Raw genomic sequence first — 19,770 nt, 5'->3', positions numbered from 1 at the left:
TCACGGTCGCCCGGCGACGGCAACGGCGCAGTCGAAGTCGACAGGGACGGTGGACGGGACCACCCCTGGTAACACGGGCTTTCACCCTCAAGGAGAACTCATGCGGCGTGGCATAGCGGCCACCGCGCTGGTGGCGTCCCTCGCCCTCGCGGCGACGGCCTGCGGCGGAGACGACAGCGGCGACTCGGCCGACGGCCCGGTCACCATCACCTGGTGGGACACCTCCAACGCCACCAACGAGGCACCGACGTACCAGGCCTTGGTCAAGGAGTTCGAGGCCGCCAACAAGGACATCAAGGTCAAGTACGTCAACGTGCCCTTCGACCAGGCGCAGAACAAGTTCGACACGGCCGCCGGCTCCAAGGGCGCCCCGGACATCCTGCGCGCCGAGGTCGGCTGGACGCCCGCCTTCGCCAAGAAGGGCTACTTCCTGCCGCTGGACGGCACGGACGCCCTCGCCGAGCAGGACAAGTTCCAGTCCAGCCTGATCGAGCAGGCCAAGTTCGACGGCAAGACCTACGGCGTGCCGTTCACCACCGACACGCTGGCGCTGGTCTACAACAAGGAGCTCTTCGCCGAGGCCGGCGTCGAGGCCCCCAAGACCTGGGACGACCTGAAGAAGGCCGCCGCCACGATCAAGACGAAGACCGGAGTGGACGGCTACTGGGGCTCGACCCAGGCCTACTACGCCCAGTCCTTCCTCTACGGCGAGGGCACCGACACCGTCGACGCCGAGGCCAAGAAGATCACGGTCAGCTCGCCCGAGGCGCAGAAGGCGTACGAGACCTGGCTGGGCCTCTTCGACGGCAAGGGCCTGCACAAGGCCGACACCACCGCCGACGCCTACGCCCACATCCAGGACGCGTTCGTCAACGGCAAGGTCGCCGCGATCATCCAGGGCCCCTGGGAGATCACGAACTTCTACAAGGGCTCCGCGTTCAAGGACAAGCAGAACCTGGGCATCGCCACCGTCCCGGCCGGCTCCACCGGCAAGGCGGGCGCCCCGACCGGCGGCCACAACCTCTCCGTGTACGCCGGCTCCGACGAGGCCCACCAGAAGGCCGCGCTGAAGTTCGTCAACTTCATGACCTCGGCGAAGGCGCAGGAGACCATCGCCCTGAAGAACTCCACGCTGCCCACCCGCGACGACGCCTACACCGCCGAGGTCAAGGCCGACCCGGGCATCGCCGGCTACCAGGGCGTCCTCGCCGCCGCCCAGCCGCGCCCGGCGCTGCCCGAGTACAGCTCGCTGTGGGGCCCGCTGGACACGGAGCTGCCCAAGGTCGCCGGTGGCAAGGAGTCCCTGGACGAGGGCTTGAGCAACGCCGAGACCGCGATCGCCAAGCTGGTGCCGGACTTCGCCAAGTGACGACCGCGTGGCCGCCGGGTCCGCCTGCCCCAGGGGGGACGGACCCGGCGGCCACCGGCCTGTGCGTCATGCCCCTTGATCCGCAGACCCATACGAAGGTTGTCGAACCATGACAGTCGCCGTCCAGCGCCTGAGGCGCAGCTACCAGAAGCACTGGTACGCCTACGCGATGATCGCCCCCGTGGTCGTCGTGCTCGGCGTCCTGGTGCTGTATCCGCTGGCGTACGGTCTCTACCTGACGCTCACGGACGCCAACAGCCTCAACACGGCGCGCACGATCGGCGTCAACGAGATCGAGGCCACCTACAAGTTCATCGGCTTCGACAACTACGCGGACATCCTGTGGGGTGAGACCGCGTACGACCGCTTCTGGTCGCACTTCATCTGGACGATCGTCTGGACGGCCACCTGCGTCGGGCTGCACTTCTCGATCGGCCTGGGCCTCGCCCTGCTGCTCAACCAGAAGCTGCGCGGCCGCACCTTCTACCGGCTGATCATGGTCCTGCCCTGGGCCGTGCCCACCTTCGTCACCGTCTTCGGCTGGCGCTTCATGCTCGCCGACGGCGGCATCATCAACTCCGCGCTGGAATTCCTGCACCTGCCGGCCCCGCTGTGGCTGGAGGACACCTTCTGGCAGCGGTTCGCCGCGATCATGGTCAACACCTGGTGCGGTGTCCCGTTCATGATGGTCTCGCTCCTCGGCGGCCTGCAGTCCATCGACACCACGCTCTACGAGGCCGCGGAGATGGACGGCGCGAGCGCCTGGCAGCGCTTCCGGTACGTCACCCTGCCGGGCCTGCGCTCGGTCAGCTCCACCGTCGTGCTGCTCGGTGTGATCTGGACCTTCAACCAGTTCGCGGTGATCTTCCTGTTGTTCGGCACCACTGCGCCGGATGCCCAGATCCTCGTCACCTGGGCGTACTACCTGGGCTTCGGACAGCAGCCACGCGACTTCGCTCAGTCCGCCGCCTACGGCATCCTGCTGCTGGCCATCCTGATCGTCTTCACCTCCGTCTACCGCCGCTGGCTGAACCGCAACGACCAGCAGCTCGCGATCTGAGGCAGGAGTCCCCATGAGCACCACGACCGTCCACAAGTCCGCCGACGCGGACCAGGCACCCGCTCCCACCCCGGCGCGCCCGACGCGCCGGCGCGGCGAGCTCGGCCTCCTCGGGACCCTTGCCTCGCACGGCATCCTGACCCTCGCCAGCCTGATCGCGCTGTTCCCGATCGCCTGGCTGGTCTATCTGTCCCTCGGCCCGGACAAGGACGACTATCTGCACCCCGGGCGCATCTGGGGGAAGATGACCTTCGACAACTACTCCTTCGTGCTGACGGAGACGAACTTCTTCGACTGGCTGAAGAGCTCGCTGGTCGTCTCGCTGGGCACCACGTGCATCGGCGTGATCATCGCCGCCACCACCGGCTACGCGGTGTCCCGGATGCGCTTCCCCGGCTACCGGAAGTTCATGTGGGTGCTGCTGGTCACCCAGATGTTCCCGATCGCCGTGCTGATCGTGCCGATGTACCAGATCCTGTCGGAGCTCCAGCTCATCGACACCTACCTCGGCCTGATCCTCGTCTACTGCTCGACCGCCGTGCCGTACTGCGCCTGGCTGCTCAAGGGGTACTTCGACACCATCCCCTTCGAGATCGACGAGGCGGGACGGGTCGACGGGCTGTCCCCGTTCGGCACCTTCCTGCGGCTGATCCTGCCGCTCGCCCGGCCGGGCCTCGCGGTGGCCGCGTTCTACAGCTTCATCACCGCGTTCGGCGAGGTCGCCTTCGCCACCACGTTCCTGCTGGACGACGAGAAGTACACGTTCGCGGTCGGTCTGCAGAGCTTCGTCAGCGAGCACGACGCCCAGCGCAACCTGATGGCCGCCACCGCCGTACTGGTCGCGATACCGGTCTCGGCGTTCTTCTACCTCGTGCAGAAGAACCTGGTGACCGGTCTCACCGCCGGTGGCACGAAGGGCTGACTCGCCCGTCACCCGAGACCCCCGCGCCCTGCACGGCGCGGGTGGCGGCCGCGGTGCCCCTCCGACCCCGCCGGCACCGCGGCCGCCTCGTCACCCTCTCCCGGCCCCCCGCCCACCCACGCCTCCCTCACCTCACGTCGGTCACACATCAAGGACGCCATGAGCCAGCACACTGCCGACCCGGCACCGAACTCCGCCGTCGCCACCGTCGCCAAGCGCCGCGACTGGTGGCGGGACGCGGTGATCTACCAGGTCTATCCGCGCAGCTTCGCCGACAGCAACGGCGACGGCATGGGTGACCTGGAAGGCGTACGCTCCCGCCTCCCGTATCTGCGCGACCTCGGCGTGGACGCCGTGTGGCTGAGTCCCTTCTACGCCTCCCCGCAGGCCGACGCCGGATACGACGTCGCCGACTACCGCGCCGTCGATCCCATGTTCGGCAACCTCCTGGACGCCGACGCGCTGATCCGCGACGCGCACGCGCTGGGCCTGCGCATCATCGTCGACCTGGTGCCCAACCACTCCTCCGACCAGCACGAGTGGTTCCGGCGCGCCGTCTCGGAGGGCCCCGGCTCCCCGCTGCGCGAGCGCTACCACTTCCGCCCCGGCAAGGGAAAGAACGGCGAACTGCCGCCCAACGACTGGGAGTCCATCTTCGGCGGTCCGGCCTGGACGCGGCTGACCGAGCCGGACGGCACGCCCGGCGAGTGGTACCTGCACCTGTTCGCGCCCGAGCAGCCCGACTTCAACTGGGACCACCCGGCGGTCGGCGACGAGTTCCGCTCCATCCTGCGCTTCTGGCTCGACATGGGCGTGGACGGCTTCCGCATCGACGTGGCGCACGGCCTGGTCAAGGCGGACGGCCTGCCCGACCTCGGCGACCACGACCAGCTGAAACTGCTGGGCAACGATGTCATGCCGTTCTTCGACCAGGACGGGGTGCACGAGATCTACCGCCAGTGGCGAGTGGTCCTCGACGAGTACTCCCCCAAGCACTCCGTGCAGGGGGTACCCCCAGAGCGCATCTTCGTCGCCGAGGCCTGGACGCCGACCGTCGAGCGCACCGCGCACTACGTCCGCCCCGACGAGCTGCACCAGGCCTTCAACTTCCAGTACCTCAGCACGGACTGGGACGCGAAGGAGCTGCGTCAGGTCATCGACCGCACCCTGGAGGCGATGCGCCCCGTCGGTGCCCCGGCCACCTGGGTGCTGTCCAACCACGACGTCACCCGGCACGCCACCCGCTTCGCCAACCCGCCCGGCCTCGGCACGCAGATCCGCCGGGCGGGCGACCGTGACCTGGGGCTGCGGCGGGCGCGGGCGGCCACGCTGCTGATGCTCGCGCTGCCCGGGTCGGCGTACATCTACCAGGGCGAGGAGCTCGGTCTCCCGGACGTCGTGGACCTGCCGGACGAGGTGCGCCAGGACCCGGCGTACTTCCGCGGCGCGGGGCAAGACGGTTTCCGCGACGGCTGCCGGGTCCCGATCCCGTGGACGCGCACCGGTTCGTCGTACGGCTTCGGCAGCGGGGGCAGCTGGCTGCCGCAGCCGCGCGAGTGGGGCGAGCTGAGCGTGGCTGCGCAGGAGGGGGTGGCCGGTTCGACGCTGGAGCTGTACCGGGCGGCGCTCGCCGTGCGCCGTGCGCAGGCCGACCTCGGCGCGGGGGAGGCGGTGGAGTGGCTCAAGGCGCCCGAGGGCGTGCTCGCCTTCCGGCGCGGGGAGTTCGTGTGCGTCGCCAACACCGGTGGGGAGTCGGTGACGACTCCGGCGTACGGCCGGCTGCTGCTGGCCAGCGGTGAGGTGGACGAGGCGCAGGGCGAGGTGAAGGTGCCGGCGGACACCACGGTGTGGTGGACGACGGCCTCCTGAGGCCGGCGGGCGACTGAAAGCCGTCTCGCAAGATTTTTCATTCAACTTGGTTCGGCCCGCTGCCCTTTCGGGCGGCGGGCCTTTAACATCTCCGTCACCGCAAGGTGGTTGAAAGTTTTCAGCAAGAGCCTTCAACGGTGAAGGAACCCCACATGGCACGCAGAACCCTCCCCTGGGCGGCCGCCCTCGCAGCCGCCGCCACCGCGTCCACCCTTGTCATGCACCCGACCGAAGCTCAGGCCTCCCCGCCCGGCAGCAAGGACGTCACCGCCGTCCTGTTCGAGTGGAACTTCGCCTCGGTCGCCCGCGAGTGCACCAGCACCCTCGGCCCCGCCGGCTACGGCTACGTGCAGGTCTCCCCGCCCGCCGAGCACATACAGGGCGCCCAGTGGTGGACCTCGTACCAGCCGGTCAGCTACAAGATCGCCGGACGGCTGGGCGACCGCACGGCCTTCCAGAACATGGTCAACACCTGCCACGCGGCGGGCGTCAAGGTGGTCGTCGACGCGGTCGTCAACCACATGGCGGCGGGCAACGGCACCGGCACCGGCGGCTCGTCGTACACCAAGTACAACTACCCCGGCCTGTACTCGTCCTTCGACTTCAACGACTGCACCGGGCAGATCTCCAACTACCAGGACCGCTGGAACGTCCAGCACTGCGAACTGGTCGGCCTCGCCGACCTGGACACGGGCGAGGAGTACGTCCGCTCCGCGCTCGCCCGCTACCTGAACGACCTGCTCTCCCTCGGCGTCGACGGCTTCCGCATCGACGCCGCCAAGCACATGCCGAGCGCCGACCTGGCCACCATCAAGTCCCGGCTGAGCAATCCGTCCGTCTACTGGAAGCAGGAGGTCATCTTCGGCAGCGGCGAGGCGGTCCAGCCCACGGAGTACACCGGCAACGGCGACGTCCAGGAGTTCCGCTACGCCTACGACCTCAAGCGCGTCTTCAACAACGAGAACCTCGCCTACCTCAAGAACTACGGCGAAGGCTGGGGCTACCTGAGCAGCGGCGTCTCCGGTGTCTTCGTCGACAACCACGACACCGAGCGCAACGGCTCCACGCTCAGCTACAAGGACAACGCCAACTACACCCTCGCGAACGTCTTCATGCTGGCCTGGCCCTACGGCGCGCCCGACATCAACTCCGGGTACGAGTTCACCGACCACGACGCCGGACCGCCGAACGGCGGGCGGGTCGACGCCTGCTGGCAGAACGGCTGGAAGTGCCAGCACGCCTGGCCCGAGATCCAGCGCATGGTCGCCTTCCGCAACGCCACGCGGGGCCAGTCCGTGACGAACTGGTGGGACAACGGCGGCGACGCCATCGCCTTCGGCCGGGGCAGCAGGGGTTTCGTGGCGATCAACCACGAGTCCGGTTCGCTGACCCGCACATACCAGACGTCGCTGGCGGCGGGGACGTACTGCAACGTCCAGAACAACACGACGGTGACCGTGAACGGCTCCGGCCAGCTCACCGCGACCCTCGGGAGCAACACGGCGCTGGCGGTTCACGCGGGCAGGTCGAGTTGCTGAGCGCGATGCGCGCGGAAGGACGACCCATAGCCAGGTCGTGAAGTGCCTCCCCCCGCCGGCCGGCGGGCCGCGATGCTGAATCGGGCGGCGCGTGACCGGCGCCGCCCGTACCTGCCGGTGGGGGAGAGGCATGACCTGGGACTCGGCACGACAGGACGCGGGACCGTTCGAGGGGCTGGACCGGCGGCCGTGCTGGTGGCGGCCGGACTGGCCGATCTGGCGGTGAGCACGGTGGGGGCCGCCCTCGGCACCGTACGGGGCCTGCTGCGCCGCTCGGACACCGCCGACCCTCGCGACCGAGGCCGGCGACGACCTGATGGCGCCCGGCCGCCTGGCGCTGGACCGCTACGCGGCGGTGTCGCCGGCCCATCTGGAGATGCTGGCCCAGCGGGCACTGCGGCGACGGGCCGCCGATGACGTCTGACCGGTGGGACCCGGCCGCGTTCAAGGCCCGCGTGGACGGCGCGCTGCACCCATTCGTCACGGAGGAGGCCGGGCGGTTCGCGGAGATCGATCCGGCCCTCGGCCCCGTCGCCGACCAGATGGAGGCGGCGGTCGCCGACGGCGAGCGGCTGCGGGCGGCGTTCTGCTACTGGGGCTGGCGCGCGGCGGGTCAGCCGGACAGCGACGCGCCGGTGCGGGCGGCGGCCTCCATGGAACTGGTGCACGCCGCCGCCGTCGTCCACGACGACCTCATCGACGACAGCCCGCTGCGGCACGGCCGGCCCACCGCGCACATCGCGCTGCGCGCCGCGGTGCGCCGTCGTCCCCGCCCCGTCGCCGCCGCCAGGTCGCTCGCGATGCTGGTCGGGGATCTGCTGATGGGCCTGGCCGGCCGGCTGTTCACCACCGGCGGGCTGCGCCGCGTACCTCGCGCGGGCCCGGCCGCTGTGGTCGGTGCCGGCGAGGGAGCTGATCGCGGGGGAGTGCCTGGAGATCCTGCGGACCGGGGCCCAACAGGGAGCTGCGGGGGCCGGCGCGGGGCGAGTACGTCGCCGGCCTGTGCCGTGCGGACCTTCCGCCCGGCGTGCCCGCGTACGACGGTGACGAGCCGGTCGGCTGGGCCGCCGTAGCGCCCCGCGCGGACACGTCCTTCGCTCGCAACCGCAGGATCCCGCACGTCGACGACCTGCCGGTCCGGTCGCTGTGGTGCGTCCGCGTCCGCCCCGGCCACTGCGGACGGGGCATCACGCACGCCCTCCTCGCCGGCGCGGTCGACTTCGCCCGCGCCCACGGCGCACCGGCGGTCGAGGCCTGTCCCCTCGACAACGGCGACGCCCGGGTCGACCTGACGACGGCGTACGCGGGCCTGCGGGCGAACTTCACCCGCGCCGGCTTGACCCGCGCCGCCGACTCCACCTCGGTCCTGGCCGGTCATCCCCGCGTCCTCATGCGCCTGGACCTGCGCCGGCCGGACCCGGCGGCCTCCTGAAACTTCTTGCTAAGCGTTTCAACACTCTTGCTGCAACCCTTTCGTGAGCGGTACGGTCGCGCCGGGCGCCCGGCGACGATGCCGAGTCGCGGCGCAGGGGTCGGACCCAAGAGAGCCGCAATCGCAAGGAGTTCACCCTCGTGACATCGAGTTGGCCGGCGCCCCGCAGGCGCCGTACCGCCCATGCCGGACGGGTCGCGGCCGTCACCGTGGCCGCGCTCGCCGCCGCGCTCGTCCAGCCCCTCGCCGCGCGCGCGGCCGCCCCGCCCCCACCGCCGTCGGACGCGAGGCTCGCCGCCGAGCCCGCCCGGCACGACCTCACCCGCGAGCAGTTCTACTTCGTGCTGCCGGACCGTTTCGCCAACGGGGACAGGGGCAACGACCGCGGCGGACTGACCGGTTCACGCCTCGCGACCGGCTACGACCCCACCGACAAGGGTTTCTACCAGGGCGGCGACCTCAAGGGACTGACCCGCAAGCTCGACTACATCAAGGGCCTCGGCACCACCGCCATCTGGCTCGCCCCGATCTTCAAGAACCAGCCGGTGCAGGGCGAGGGCGCGAACGCCTCCGCCGGGTACCACGGCTACTGGATCACCGACTTCACCCAGGTCGACCCGCACTTCGGCAGCAACGAGGACCTCGAAACCCTCATCGACAAGGCCCACGCCAAGGGCATGAAGGTCTTCTTCGACGTCATCACCAACCACACCGCCGACGTCGTCGACAACGAGCAGAAGTCCTACGACTACCTCTCCAAGGGCGCCTTCCCGTACCTCACCGAGGACGGCGAGCCCTTCGACGACGCCGAACACGCCGACGGGAAGCGGGACTTCCCGGCCGTGGACCGGGACTCCTTCCCGCGCACCCCCGTCGTCCCCGAGGCCAAGCGGAACGTCAAGGTCCCCTCCTGGCTCAACGACCCGACGATGTACCACAACCGCGGCGACTCCACCTGGGCCGGCGAGTCCGCGACCTACGGCGACTTCGTGGGCCTGGACGACCTGTGGACCGAGCGTCCCGAGGTCGTCGAGGGCATGGAGAGGATCTACCGGCGCTGGGTGCGCGACTTCGACATCGACGGCTTCCGCATCGACACCGTGAAGCACGTCAACATGGAGTTCTGGACCCAGTGGGCCACCGCCCTCGACTCCTACGCCGCCCAGCGGGGACGCGACGACTTCTTCATGTTCGGCGAGGTCTACTCGGCCGACACATCGGTGACCTCGCCGTACGTCACCCAGGGCCGCCTCGACTCCACGCTCGACTTCCCCTTCCAGGACGCGGCCCGCGCCTACGCCTCCCAGGGCGGCAGCGCCGAGCGGCTCGCCTCGGTCTTCGCCGACGACTACAAGTACACGACCGGCACGGCCAACGCGTACGAACAGGTCACCTTCCTCGGCAACCACGACATGGGCCGCATCGGCACGTTCCTGAGACAGGACGACCCGGACGCGACCGACGCCGAGCTGGTCGAGAAGGCCGGGCTCGCCAACGAGCTGATGTTCCTCAGCCGCGGCAACCCGGTGATCTACTACGGCGACGAGCAGGGCTTCACCGGCGCGGGCGGCGACAAGGACGCCCGCCAGACCATGTTCGCCTCCACAACCGCCGACTACCTCGACGACGACCAGCTCGGCACGGACCGGACGCACGCCGACGACGCCTACGACAGCGGAGCACCGCTCTACCGGCAGATCAGCGCACTCGCGAACCTGCGCAAGGACCATCCCGCCCTCGCCGACGGCGTCCAGACCGAGCGCTACGCGGCCGACGGCCCCGGCGTCTACGCCGTCTCCCGCACGGACGCCGAGCGCGGCACGGAGTACGTCGTCGCCTTCAACAACGCCGACGGGGCGAGGACGGCCGCCTTCCCGACCGACACCCCGGCCACCACGTTCCGCGCCCTCCACGGCACCAGGACCTCCGTGAAGAGCGCCGCCGACGGGAAGCTCACCGTCACCGTGCCGGCCCGCGCGGCCGTCGTGCTCCGGGCGACCGGCGCGCCCGCCGCCCCCGCCGCCGAGCCGTCGATCACCCTCGCCGCCCCGGCCCCCGGCGCCACCGGCACCGTCGAGATCACCGCGGGCGTCGACGGCGGCGCCCGCAACCGCGTCGTCTTCGCCGCCCAGACCGGCGACGGCAGGTGGCGCACCCTCGGCTCCGCCGACCACGCCCCCTACAAGGTCACCCACACCCTGGGCAAGGACGTCGCGCCCGGCACCGCCCTGCGCTACAAGGCGGTCGTCGTCGACTCCAGGGGCCGCACCGCGAGCGCCACGGCGAGCAGCACCACCGGAACCCCGGCCACCGAACCTCCCCCCACCGCCACCTCGCGCGATCACGCGATCGTCCACTACCACCGGCCCGACGGGAACTACGCCGACTGGGGCCTGTACGCCTGGGGCGACCTCGCCGACGGCGAGTCGACCACCTGGCCGGACAGCCACCCCTTCACCGGCCGCGACGCCTACGGCGCCTTCGCCTACGTCAAGCTCAAGCCCGGCGCCTCGAACGTCGGCTTCCTCGTCATCGACGAGGACGGCGACAAGGACGTCGCCGCCGACCGCACGATCGACCTGACGAAGACCGGCGAGGTCTGGATCGAGCAGGGCGAGGAGACCGTCCGCACGGAACGCCCGGAGTACCCGGCGCAGGACACGTCCAAGGCCGTGCTCCATTACCACCGCGCCGACGGCGCCTACGACGGCTGGGGACTGCACGTCTGGTCGGGCGCCGCGCAGCCCACCGACTGGTCGAAGCCCCTGATGCCGGTGAAGACTGACTCCTATGGCGCGGTCTTCGAGGTACCGCTCACCGAGGGTGCCACCAGCCTCAGCTACATCCTCCACAAGGGCGACGAGAAGGACCTCCCCACCGACCAGTCGCTCGACCTCAAGTCCCAGGGCCACGAGGTGTGGCTCTTGAGCGGCCAGGAGAAGTACCTGCTGCCGCAGCCGGCGGGCAGCGCCGCCGCGCTCGACCTGACGACGTCCAAGGCGATCTGGATCGACCGGGACACCGTCGTCTGGAACGGCTCCGAGGCGGCCGCCTCCACCCAGCTGCTCGCCTCGCGCGACGGCGCGATCAAGGCGGAGAACGGCACGCTCACCGGCGACGCGCAGTGGCTGCGCCTGTCCAGGACGGCCCTCACCGACGCCCAGAAGGCCGCGTTCCCCCACCTGAAGGAGTACACGGCCTGGTCCGTCGACCCGAGGGACCGCGACCGGGTCCGTGACGCCCTGCGCGGCCAGCTCGTCGCCGCCCAGCGCACCGCGAACGGCGCCGTGCTCGCCGCCACCGGCGTCCAGATCGCCGGCGTGCTCGACGACGTGTACGACGCGACGAAGGCGACGCTCGGTCCGACGTTCCACCAGGGCCGGCCGACGCTGTCGCTCTGGGCGCCCACGGCCCGGAGCGTCTCCCTCGAACTGGACGGCTCCCTCAAGCCGATGCGGCGCGACGCCACCACCGGCGTCTGGTCCGTCACCGGCCCCGCGTCCTGGAAGAACAAGCCCTACCGCTACGTCGTGAAGGTCTGGGCCCCCAGCGTCCGCGAGATCGTCACGAACAAGGTCACCGACCCCTACTCGCTGGCCCTCACCGCCGACTCCGAGCGCAGCCTGCTCGTCGACCTCGGCGACCGCTCCCTGACCCCCGACGGCTGGACGTCACTGCGCAAGCCCGAGGCCGTGCCGCTGAAGGACGCGCAGATCCAGGAGCTGCACATCCGCGACTTCTCCGTCGAGGACGGAACGGCCCGGCACCCCGGCACCTATCTCGCCTTCACCGACAGGTCGAGCGACGGCAGCAAGCACCTGCGCCGCCTCGCCGAGTCCGGCACCTCCTACGTCCATCTCCTGCCCGCCTTCGACATCGCCACCGTCCCCGAGAGGAAGGCGGACCAGGCGACCGTCGGCTGCGACCTCGCCTCGTTCCCGGCGGACTCCGAGCGGCAGCAGGAGTGCGTCGCGGCGGTCGCCGCGAAGGACGCCTACAACTGGGGCTACGACCCCTTCCACTACACGGTCCCGGAGGGCTCCTACGCCACCGACCCGGACGGCACGGCCCGTACCGTCGAGTTCCGGAAGATGGTCAAGGCCCTCAACGACGACGGACTGCGGGTCGTCATGGACGTCGTCTACAACCACACGGCGGCCGGCGGCCAGGCCCGCACCTCGGTCCTCGACCGGATCGTGCCCGGCTACTACCAGCGGCTCCTCGCGGACGGCTCGGTCGCGAACAGCACCTGCTGCGCCAACACCGCCCCCGAGAACGCCATGATGGGCAAGCTCGTCGTCGACTCGATCGTCACCTGGGCCAAGCAGTACAAGGTGGACGGCTTCCGCTTCGACCTCATGGGCCACCACCCGAAGGCCAACATCCTCGCCGTCCGCACGGCCCTCGACTCGCTGACCTTGCGGAAGGACGGCGTCGACGGAAGGAAGATCATCCTCTACGGCGAGGGCTGGAACTTCGGCGAGATCGCCGACGACGCCCGTTTCGAGCAGGCCACGCAGAAGAACATGGCCGGCACCGGGATCGCCACCTTCTCCGACCGGGCCCGGGACGCCGTCCGCGGCGGCGGCCCCTTCGACGAGGACCCCGGCGTCCAGGGCTTCGCGTCGGGCCTCTGGACGGAGCCCAACGGGTCACCGGCCAACGGCACGACGGCCGAGCAGAAGGCCCGCCTCCTGCACTACCAGGACCTCATCAAGGTGGGGCTCACCGGAAACCTCGCCGAGTACCGCTTCACGGACACCGGCGGCAGGCAGGTCAAGGGCTCCGAGGTCGACTACAACGGACAGCCGGCCGGATACGCGGCGGCTCCCGGCGACGCCCTCGCCTACGCGGACGCCCACGACAACGAATCCCTGTTCGACGCCCTGACCTTCAAGCTGCCGGCCGGCACCGGGGCGGCCGACCGTGCCCGGATGCAGGTCCTCGCCATGGCCACGGCCACCCTGTCGCAGGGCCCGTCCCTCTCCCAGGCCGGCACCGACCTGCTGCGCTCCAAGTCGCTGGACCGCAACTCCTACGACAGCGGCGACTGGTTCAACGCCATCCACTGGAACTGCGCCGACGGCAACGGCTTCGGGCGCGGGCTGCCGCCGGCCGCCGACAACGGGCCGAAGTGGCCGTACGCCAAGCCGCTGCTGGGCTCGGTCGGCGTCGGGTGCGCCCAGATCGAGGGGGCCTCGGCGGCGTACCGGGACCTGCTGAGGATCCGTACGACGGAGGGTGCCTTCTCCCTGGGCACGGCCGGGCAGGTGCAGGAGCAGCTCTCCTTCCCGCTGTCCGGCACCGGGGAGACACCCGGCGTGATCACCATGCGCCTCGGCGAGCTCGTAGTCGTCTTCAACGCGACGCCCGAGCGTCAGGAGCAGCGGGTCGCCGAACTCGCCGGGCGTGACTACCGGCTGCACCCCGTGCAGGCGAAGGGCGCCGACGCGGTGGTCAAGGGGGCGTCGTACGAGGCCGGCGGCGGCACGTTCGCCGTACCGGCCCGCACGGTCGCCGTGTTCACCCACGCGGGCTGACAGGCTCTAGGGTGCTCCTGTCCCACCCAGAACAGGAGCACCCATGCCGCAGATCACCGTCGACCACTCCGCGAACCTGGCGGACGACTTCGACAGGCCCGCCTTCGCGCGGGCCCTGCACACCGCGGTCGTGGAGATCGCCGCGGCGAGGCTCCCGGCGTGCAAGACGCAGTTCCGCCCGGCCGAGGACACCGTGGTCGGGGACGAGAGCGAGGGGCACGCGGTCGTGCACGTCACGGTCGGCCTGCTGGCCGGCCGTGACGACGACACCAAGGCGCGGCTGACCGAGACCGTGCTGGACCTCCTGCGCCGGCACGTGCGGCAGAGCCCGGGCCGCACCCTCCACGCCTCCGCCGAGGTCCGCGACCTCGCCCCCTCGTACCGCACGTTCGACAGGCTTTAGGCAGCGTCCGGTGCCTCGGACGCCAGGGCGATCAGGCGGGTCGCCAGGTCGGTGAAGGGGCCGTCCGCCGGTTCGTCCTTCAGCACCTGGCGGATCAGCCGCGCCGTCTCCTCGTCGTAGGTCGCGCTCACCGCGGCCAGCGCGGCGAAGTCGTTGACGAGCTGGGACTCCAGTTCCTCGCGCGGGATGCGCCGGCCGTCCAGCCAGATCAGGGCCGTGGACTCGGCCAGCGAGATCCAGGAGCGGACGACGAGTTCCAGCCGCGCGGGCGGGTCCGTGACACCGAGGTGCGACATGATCTGCTCGTACGCCGCCTGCCGCACCGCGTCGACGAGCGCGTTGGTCCGCGACGAGCCGACCGCCGGGCCCCCACGCATCAACGCCGAGAAACCGGGGCCGTGGTCGTCCACGAAGTCGAAGAAGCGGTGCATCACCCGCCGCAGCCGGGCGCCGAGGGGACCCTCGTGCGGTTCGACGAACCGCCCCGCCAGATCGTCCGCCGCCCGCTGCAACGCGGCCTCGTACAGGCTGAGTTTTCCCGGGAAGTAGTGGTAGACCAGCGGGCGCGAGATGCCCGCGGCGGACGCTATCTCGTCGATGGAGACCTCGTCGGGAGAGCGGCGGCTGAACAGTTCGAGGGCGACGCCGATCAACTGCTGCCGCCGCTCCTCGACACCCATCCTGCGGCGAACCCCGGTAGACATACGGACACCTTACCGATCGGATCCAGCCTCGAACGGGCAGGACTGATCCAGGCGCCCTGCCGAACCGTTCACATATCCATCACAAGTCTCTCACTTCGTACCCGCGACACACAGATCAGCATCGAGTCGCCCCGCCCCCCCCGTCGGTCAGCAACTCGTCCCGGCAGGTCCCGCAGAGACCCTGATCGCAGGAGTACGGGGTGTCCGGCAGCGTCCGGCCGCTGCGCCTCAGTTCGACCTCGCAGGCACCGTCCCCGGCGGCCCGCGCCCCGGGGCGCGAACCGCTCCGGCCGGACGTCGGGAACCCGTTCCCCGACCGCGGCCATCAGCCCCCGGCGACGAAGACACAGGTGTCGGCGGCGACCAGCGGGAAGCGGTGGTGAGACACCAGCCGGGTGGCGACGGTGTACGACGACGTGTCCTCCGGGTTCCCGCACAGCGAGTACGGGCGCACCAGCCCCGACGGCAGCGCCAGGTCCAGATGCGCCCCCGGCTCCCAGCGGGCAAGTCGTGCCCTTCGAGCCGCAGTTGCACGACGCCCTCGGCGATCGTCTCCCGTGAGGTGACCAGGAGCCGCAGCACCCACGCCCGCGGCCGCCCGGGGACCGGCCGACTTGCTGACACCCGTGTCAGCTAGCGCAGGCCGCTGACAGTCCGCCCGTCCGTCAGGGTCGCCTTCAGCTCCGCCTCGGCACCCTGCTTCGCCTTCGCGGCAAGGAACTTGCCCTGCGCGGTCTGCCGTACTCCGCCCGTGGCGCTGATCGACGCGGTGTCCCGGCTGCCCGCCGCCAGCAGGTACCAGGAACCCGCCGCGGACTTCCACAGCACCCCGGCCAGCACCTGCGGATCGCGGGCCCCGCACGCCGCGACGTCCTCCGCCCTGGCGGCGACCGCCGCGGACGTGCCGCCGGGCGTGTGGAACTGCGCCAGCACCCGCTCACCCCCGCCGCGCCAGGTCTCGCCGCGCGTGCACACCCACGCAGCCGTGCCGCTCGCGTCGGGCAGCGGCTGCTCGGCGTACTGCCACGCGTTCACCGACCGCACCCCCTGCCCGCGCAGACCGCCCAGCGAACAGCCGAGCGGGGCCCAGCTGCGCAGCGCCTCGGCCCCCGCCGCGTCGTGGGGCGAGCCCGGACGGCCGTTGGTGAGGCGGGCCGGTACCAGTTCGCCGAGGTCGGTCAGCAGCCGCGTACCGGAGTCGTCGGTGACCTGGAGGACGTTCCAGGAGGTGCAGGTGCCGGACTGGGTGGCGGGGCTGGCCAGCGGCGCGGTGACGCCCCCCGAGACGGCGAGGTCCATCGCGCCGGCGGCCGGCTTCATCAGGTCGCGCTCGGCCGCCTTCGCGACCCACGGGGCCGTCAGGTAGCGGACGTTGCCGTCGGTCCGGTTCAGCACCACCGCGCTCGACTCCACCCGGCTCGCGCCGTCGGCACGGGCGAAGTCGAGGGCGGCGCCCGCCGTGCCGTCCTTCGGCTCGGCGTAGCGGGCGATGCGCAGACCGTCGTAGAAGATCACCACGCGGGCGTTGTCGACCTGGCCGGCGTACAGCAGCTGCGGCGGGCCGGCCGGTCCGCCGGACGGGGTGCCGGGGGTCGCCGAGACCTGGACCGTCTCACCGGGGCGCGCCCAGACGGCGAGGGCGCGGCGCAGCAGCGTGCGGTCGGTGGTGAGGTCGCCCCGGGCGGGCCAGACGGAGAAGTCGGTGCGGCTCGCGGACCGCCAGGCGACGGGGGAGACCTTCAGCAGCCGGTCGGGCTCCAGGGCGGCCTGCGCCGCCGGGTTCTGGGCGTACGGCGGGGCCGCCGCACCGTCCGGACCCCAGCCGTCGCCGGGCAGTGCGAGCAGCGCCCCGCACACGGCGGCGGCCGCCGCGGCGGCGAGCGCGGCCTTCAGATGCTGGCGGCGGCGCATCAGATCGGTGGGCCGGGCCTGGAGCGAGCAGGGGTCGAACTCGGGGGAGTCGAGCAGCGTGTACTGCACGGGGACGCCGTCGGCCTCCTGAAGCGCGGCGTCCGGGTCGTCCACACCCGCGGTGCGCAGGACGTGGTGGACGTCGCTGTCGGGCAGCCGCTCCAGGCCGCGCAGCACGTAGGCGGCACGGGCGGGCGCGGAGAGCGCGGACAGGTGCTGGTCCAGCGCGAGCTCGTCGGCGCCGCCCGAGCGCGGGAACAGCCGCAGGCCCCACACCTGGGGGAGCAGCGGCGGCAGCTGGGCCCGCTTGGGCCACGCCTTGCGCCGCAGCGGCAGGCCCGCCTCCAGTGCCGTGCGCAGCACCTGGAGCCGGACGAAGGCATAGCCCGGATCGCCGTCGCGACCGGTGGACTGGGCCGGGATGACCGACGCCGCCGCACGGCCGCGGGGCAGCGCGCGCTGGGTGAGGGCGTGCGAGGTCAGCACCCGCCGGTTGCGGCCCAGGGCGGGCGGCAGCACCAGGTAGGCGAGACGGACCAGCCGCGGATAGTGCTCGACGAGAGCGGCCTCGGCCTGCTCGACGTCGACGACCGGGTCGGAAGCGGAAGGCGTGGGGCGAGGGGCGACATCCTGTGACTGCACGTTCAGCAGAACGAGCGAATCGACCGTTGGTCACCGCCACACGGGTGAGTGGGCGATGCGCGTTGACGAGCAGCCGGTGCGGGCGCATTGAGCACGGCGCCCGCCGCAGCCGTATCGAACTGAGGCGCAGGCGCGTCCGCTCCACGACCGACCGGAGGAACAGATGAGGCTGACCCGACCGATGCTCGCCCTGAGCGGCGCCGTGGCCGTGCTGGCACTGGCGGGGTGCGGCTCCGACGGCGACGGCGACCAGGCGGCCGTACCGCAGACGGCGACCGGCAGCCTGGAGCATCTCGCCGCCGAGGTGCGGTGCGAGCCGAACATGCAGACCGACGCGGACGAGATCCGGCAGGCCATCTGCAAGAACACCGACGGCAAGTTCGTCCTCGCGACCTTCGCCACGGACCGGGGGCAGCGGGAGTGGATCAATGGGGCCAAGGACTACGGCGGCCACTACCTGGTCGGCCGCAAGTGGGTCGCCGTGGGCGACACCCCCGTGGTGCGGGCGCTGCAGTCCACGCTCGGCGGGGACATCGAGGAGGGCACCGACCACTCCGTGCACGAGAAGTCCGGCGGGGCCACGCACGCCGGTCACTGACCTGGAGCACACGCGAAGAACCGGCGGCGGGACATTCCCGCCGCCGGTTCTCCCTTGGTGCTACCCGCGCGTCACTGGCACTTGCGGCCGCTGTTGATGCAGTTGACCATCTTGTTCATCGTCCGCTGCGAGAAGAAGTTGATGAAGTCGTTGTGGTCGGTGATCGGCTTGTGCAGCTGCTCCGGGAAGGTGTCCACCGCGAAGGGGTTCTGCACCACCCCGTTCTCGACGGTCGGGGTCGGGACCTCGTAGACCAGGCGGACCTGGAGCTGGGGGATCGCCTGGAAGCCGTTCGGGCAGGCGCCGTTGCCCTGGACGAAGGCCACGTGGGTGCGGTGGTTGGCGCTGTCGATGTTCTGGCCGTCCCAGCAGCTCTGGAACTTGGACAGGCGCACCACGTCGCTGCCGTCGGGGCACAGCGGGTACTTGTCCGTCAGCTGGCGGTCCTCGAACCCGGTGCAGGTCCAGGCGGTGTTGGCGTTCGCGAGACCGTTGACGAAGGCCTTGGCGTCACCGGTGATGATGCGCAGCGCCCGCGGCATCGCGACGACCGGGCCGGTCCTGTTGCCGACGAACTTGAGCTGGGCGACCTTGGGCTGCAGGATCTTGCCCACGTTGCCCTCGGTGCCGCCGCCCGCGTTGTTCTGGTCGAAGTCCTGCGAACCGTCCTGCAGACGCAGCACCGGCCAGAAGTACGACGACCTGTCGCCCCGGTTCTGGCAGGTGGTGTCGGCCGCCGCCAGGTCCTCGTCGCTCGCGAACGCGTCGTTGTTCTGGTTGCCGACGTAGTCGTGCAGGTGGTGGGCGCCGTTGGTGACGCCCGGCGCCACGATCACGTTGTCCGTGTTGTGGTTGTCGTTCGCGTTGGTGCCGCACTTCGTGGTGAAGCTGCCCCGCGAACCGCCCCTGCCGTTCGCGGCGAGCCCGTTCGGGAGGTTGCGGGTGTTCGGCTGGACGGTGGTGATGTCCTGGAAGTCCGCGGCCACCGGGCCGTTGCCGGCCTGGCCGCCGTTGCCCTGCTCGCCGTCGCCCTCCTGGCCGTCGCCGCCCTGGTCCCCGCCGTCCTGCTGGCCACCGTCCTGCTGACCGTCGTCCTGCTGACCGTCGCCGTTCTGGTCGCCGTCCTGCTGGCCGTCGCCGTTCTGGTCGCCGTCCTGCTGGCCGTCGCCGTTCTGGTCCTGCTCGCCGTCGGTGGTCTCGGCGGGCTTCCCGGTGCAGGGGGACAGGCCGTCCAGCTGCTCGGGGGCGCTGCCGCCGGCCCGGTTGATCTCCAGCTGGATGCGGTCGATGATCACCTGTCGCCGGTCCTTGAGCGGGCCGAGGATGGTGTTCTGGACGAAGCTCGCGTCCCTCACCTGCGCGTCGCGCGTGGCCGCGAGCCGCTGGTAGGCCTCGGTGATCTGCTGGTCGAGCGTCGCCAGTTCGCCGTCCACCTCCCCACGGGCCTGGTCCGGCACCTCGGAGATCTGCTGGCCGACGTCCGGGCAGTCGATCGTGGCCACCTGGCCCGCGGTCGCCTTCGTCCGGTTCGACCAGCCGTTGTCCTCGTCCGCCGAGGCGTAGAAATTGGCCCAGACAAGCCCGCCCCCACCGAGCGCTAGGGCCGCCGATGCGGCAATGGCCTTGGTGGCCAGCGGCGTACGGCGTTTGCGTGTGTTGCGTCCCATGGAACTCCTCTGACTTCCTTGCGGGGCAGCATCGAGGCGCCCGACAGGAGTGAAGCGGCTCCCTCAGATACGCGGCGCGTCCCACGGGTGTTCAGCCGTCCCGGAAATCGTTGAG

Annotated in this window: 11 protein-coding genes and 4 pseudogenes; 11 read left to right on the top strand and 4 right to left on the bottom strand. The window is 71.0% G+C overall.

Annotated features, from left to right (window positions below):
* Positions 1-100 precede the first annotated feature (100 nt).
* The 10 genes and pseudogenes from ACZ7LV_RS08220 to ACZ7LV_RS08175 all read left to right on the top strand — a co-directional run bounded on the left by ACZ7LV_RS08220 (position 101) and on the right by ACZ7LV_RS08175 (position 14,133).
* The gene (locus tag ACZ7LV_RS08220) at positions 101-1,369 is read left to right on the top strand and encodes an extracellular solute-binding protein (protein ID WP_471936968.1); all 1,269 of its coding nucleotides are present in this window, start codon (positions 101-103) and stop codon (positions 1,367-1,369) included.
* A gap of 109 nt (positions 1,370-1,478) precedes the next feature.
* A complete protein-coding gene (locus tag ACZ7LV_RS08215; RefSeq protein WP_401676592.1) occupies positions 1,479-2,429 on the top strand; it encodes a carbohydrate ABC transporter permease in 951 nt (316 codons plus the stop codon).
* A gap of 13 nt (positions 2,430-2,442) precedes the next feature.
* Positions 2,443-3,351 (top strand): sugar ABC transporter permease, encoded by a 909-nt coding sequence (locus ACZ7LV_RS08210; protein ID WP_471936966.1) that lies wholly within the window; start codon positions 2,443-2,445, stop codon positions 3,349-3,351.
* A 159-nt stretch (positions 3,352-3,510) separates the two neighbouring features.
* Positions 3,511-5,220 carry a glycoside hydrolase family 13 protein gene (locus ACZ7LV_RS08205; protein ID WP_471936964.1) on the top strand — a complete coding sequence of 570 codons (1,710 nt, stop codon included), beginning with the start codon at positions 3,511-3,513 and terminating at the stop codon, positions 5,218-5,220.
* A gap of 152 nt (positions 5,221-5,372) precedes the next feature.
* Positions 5,373-6,758 carry an alpha-amylase gene (locus ACZ7LV_RS08200; protein ID WP_471936962.1) on the top strand — a complete coding sequence of 462 codons (1,386 nt, stop codon included), beginning with the start codon at positions 5,373-5,375 and terminating at the stop codon, positions 6,756-6,758.
* 135 nt (positions 6,759-6,893) lie between these two features.
* Positions 6,894-7,182 (top strand): annotated as a pseudogene (locus tag ACZ7LV_RS08195) (polyprenyl synthetase).
* Positions 7,172-7,733: pseudogene (locus tag ACZ7LV_RS08190) on the top strand (polyprenyl synthetase family protein); the annotation flags it as partial. The pseudogenes ACZ7LV_RS08195 and ACZ7LV_RS08190, both read left to right, overlap by 11 nt.
* Positions 7,714-8,190: pseudogene (locus ACZ7LV_RS08185) on the top strand (GNAT family N-acetyltransferase); the annotation flags it as partial. The pseudogenes ACZ7LV_RS08190 and ACZ7LV_RS08185, both read left to right, overlap by 20 nt.
* Positions 8,191-8,330: 140 nt before the next feature.
* Positions 8,331-13,730, top strand: a complete 5,400-nt coding sequence (gene pulA, locus ACZ7LV_RS08180; protein WP_471936960.1) for a pullulanase-type alpha-1,6-glucosidase — start codon at positions 8,331-8,333, stop codon at positions 13,728-13,730.
* A 43-nt stretch (positions 13,731-13,773) separates the two neighbouring features.
* Positions 13,774-14,133: a 5-carboxymethyl-2-hydroxymuconate Delta-isomerase gene (locus tag ACZ7LV_RS08175; protein ID WP_471936958.1), complete on the top strand. Its 360-nt coding sequence runs from the start codon at positions 13,774-13,776 to the stop codon at positions 14,131-14,133.
* On the opposite strand, the gene ACZ7LV_RS08170 is transcribed toward ACZ7LV_RS08175, so the two are convergent.
* The 3 genes and pseudogenes from ACZ7LV_RS08170 to ACZ7LV_RS08160 all read right to left on the bottom strand — a co-directional run bounded on the left by ACZ7LV_RS08170 (position 14,130) and on the right by ACZ7LV_RS08160 (position 17,390).
* Entirely contained in the window at positions 14,130-14,837 is a 708-nt protein-coding gene (locus ACZ7LV_RS08170; protein WP_471936956.1) for a TetR/AcrR family transcriptional regulator, read from the bottom strand. The two genes, ACZ7LV_RS08175 and ACZ7LV_RS08170, sit on opposite strands and share 4 nt — an antisense overlap.
* A gap of 68 nt (positions 14,838-14,905) precedes the next feature.
* Positions 14,906-15,446 (bottom strand): annotated as a pseudogene (locus ACZ7LV_RS08165) (flavin reductase family protein); the annotation flags it as partial.
* A 24-nt stretch (positions 15,447-15,470) separates the two neighbouring features.
* Positions 15,471-17,390: a hypothetical protein gene (locus ACZ7LV_RS08160; RefSeq protein WP_471936954.1), complete on the bottom strand. Its 1,920-nt coding sequence runs from the start codon at positions 17,388-17,390 to the stop codon at positions 15,471-15,473.
* Positions 17,391-17,553: 163 nt separating this feature from the next.
* Between ACZ7LV_RS08160 and ACZ7LV_RS08155 the strand changes: the two genes are divergently transcribed.
* Positions 17,554-17,988 (top strand): hypothetical protein, encoded by a 435-nt coding sequence (locus tag ACZ7LV_RS08155; RefSeq protein ID WP_471936952.1) that lies wholly within the window; start codon positions 17,554-17,556, stop codon positions 17,986-17,988.
* Positions 17,989-18,059: 71 nt separating this feature from the next.
* On the opposite strand, the gene ACZ7LV_RS08150 is transcribed toward ACZ7LV_RS08155, so the two are convergent.
* Entirely contained in the window at positions 18,060-19,655 is a 1,596-nt protein-coding gene (locus tag ACZ7LV_RS08150) for a DUF1996 domain-containing protein (RefSeq protein WP_471936950.1), read from the bottom strand.
* Between the last annotated feature and the right edge of the window lie 115 nt (positions 19,656-19,770).

This window comes from Streptomyces sp. NPDC107562 (genome assembly GCF_055657325.1).
The sequence above is the reverse complement of the archived record's forward strand: the minus strand, read 5'-3'. Positions and strand labels throughout refer to the sequence as shown.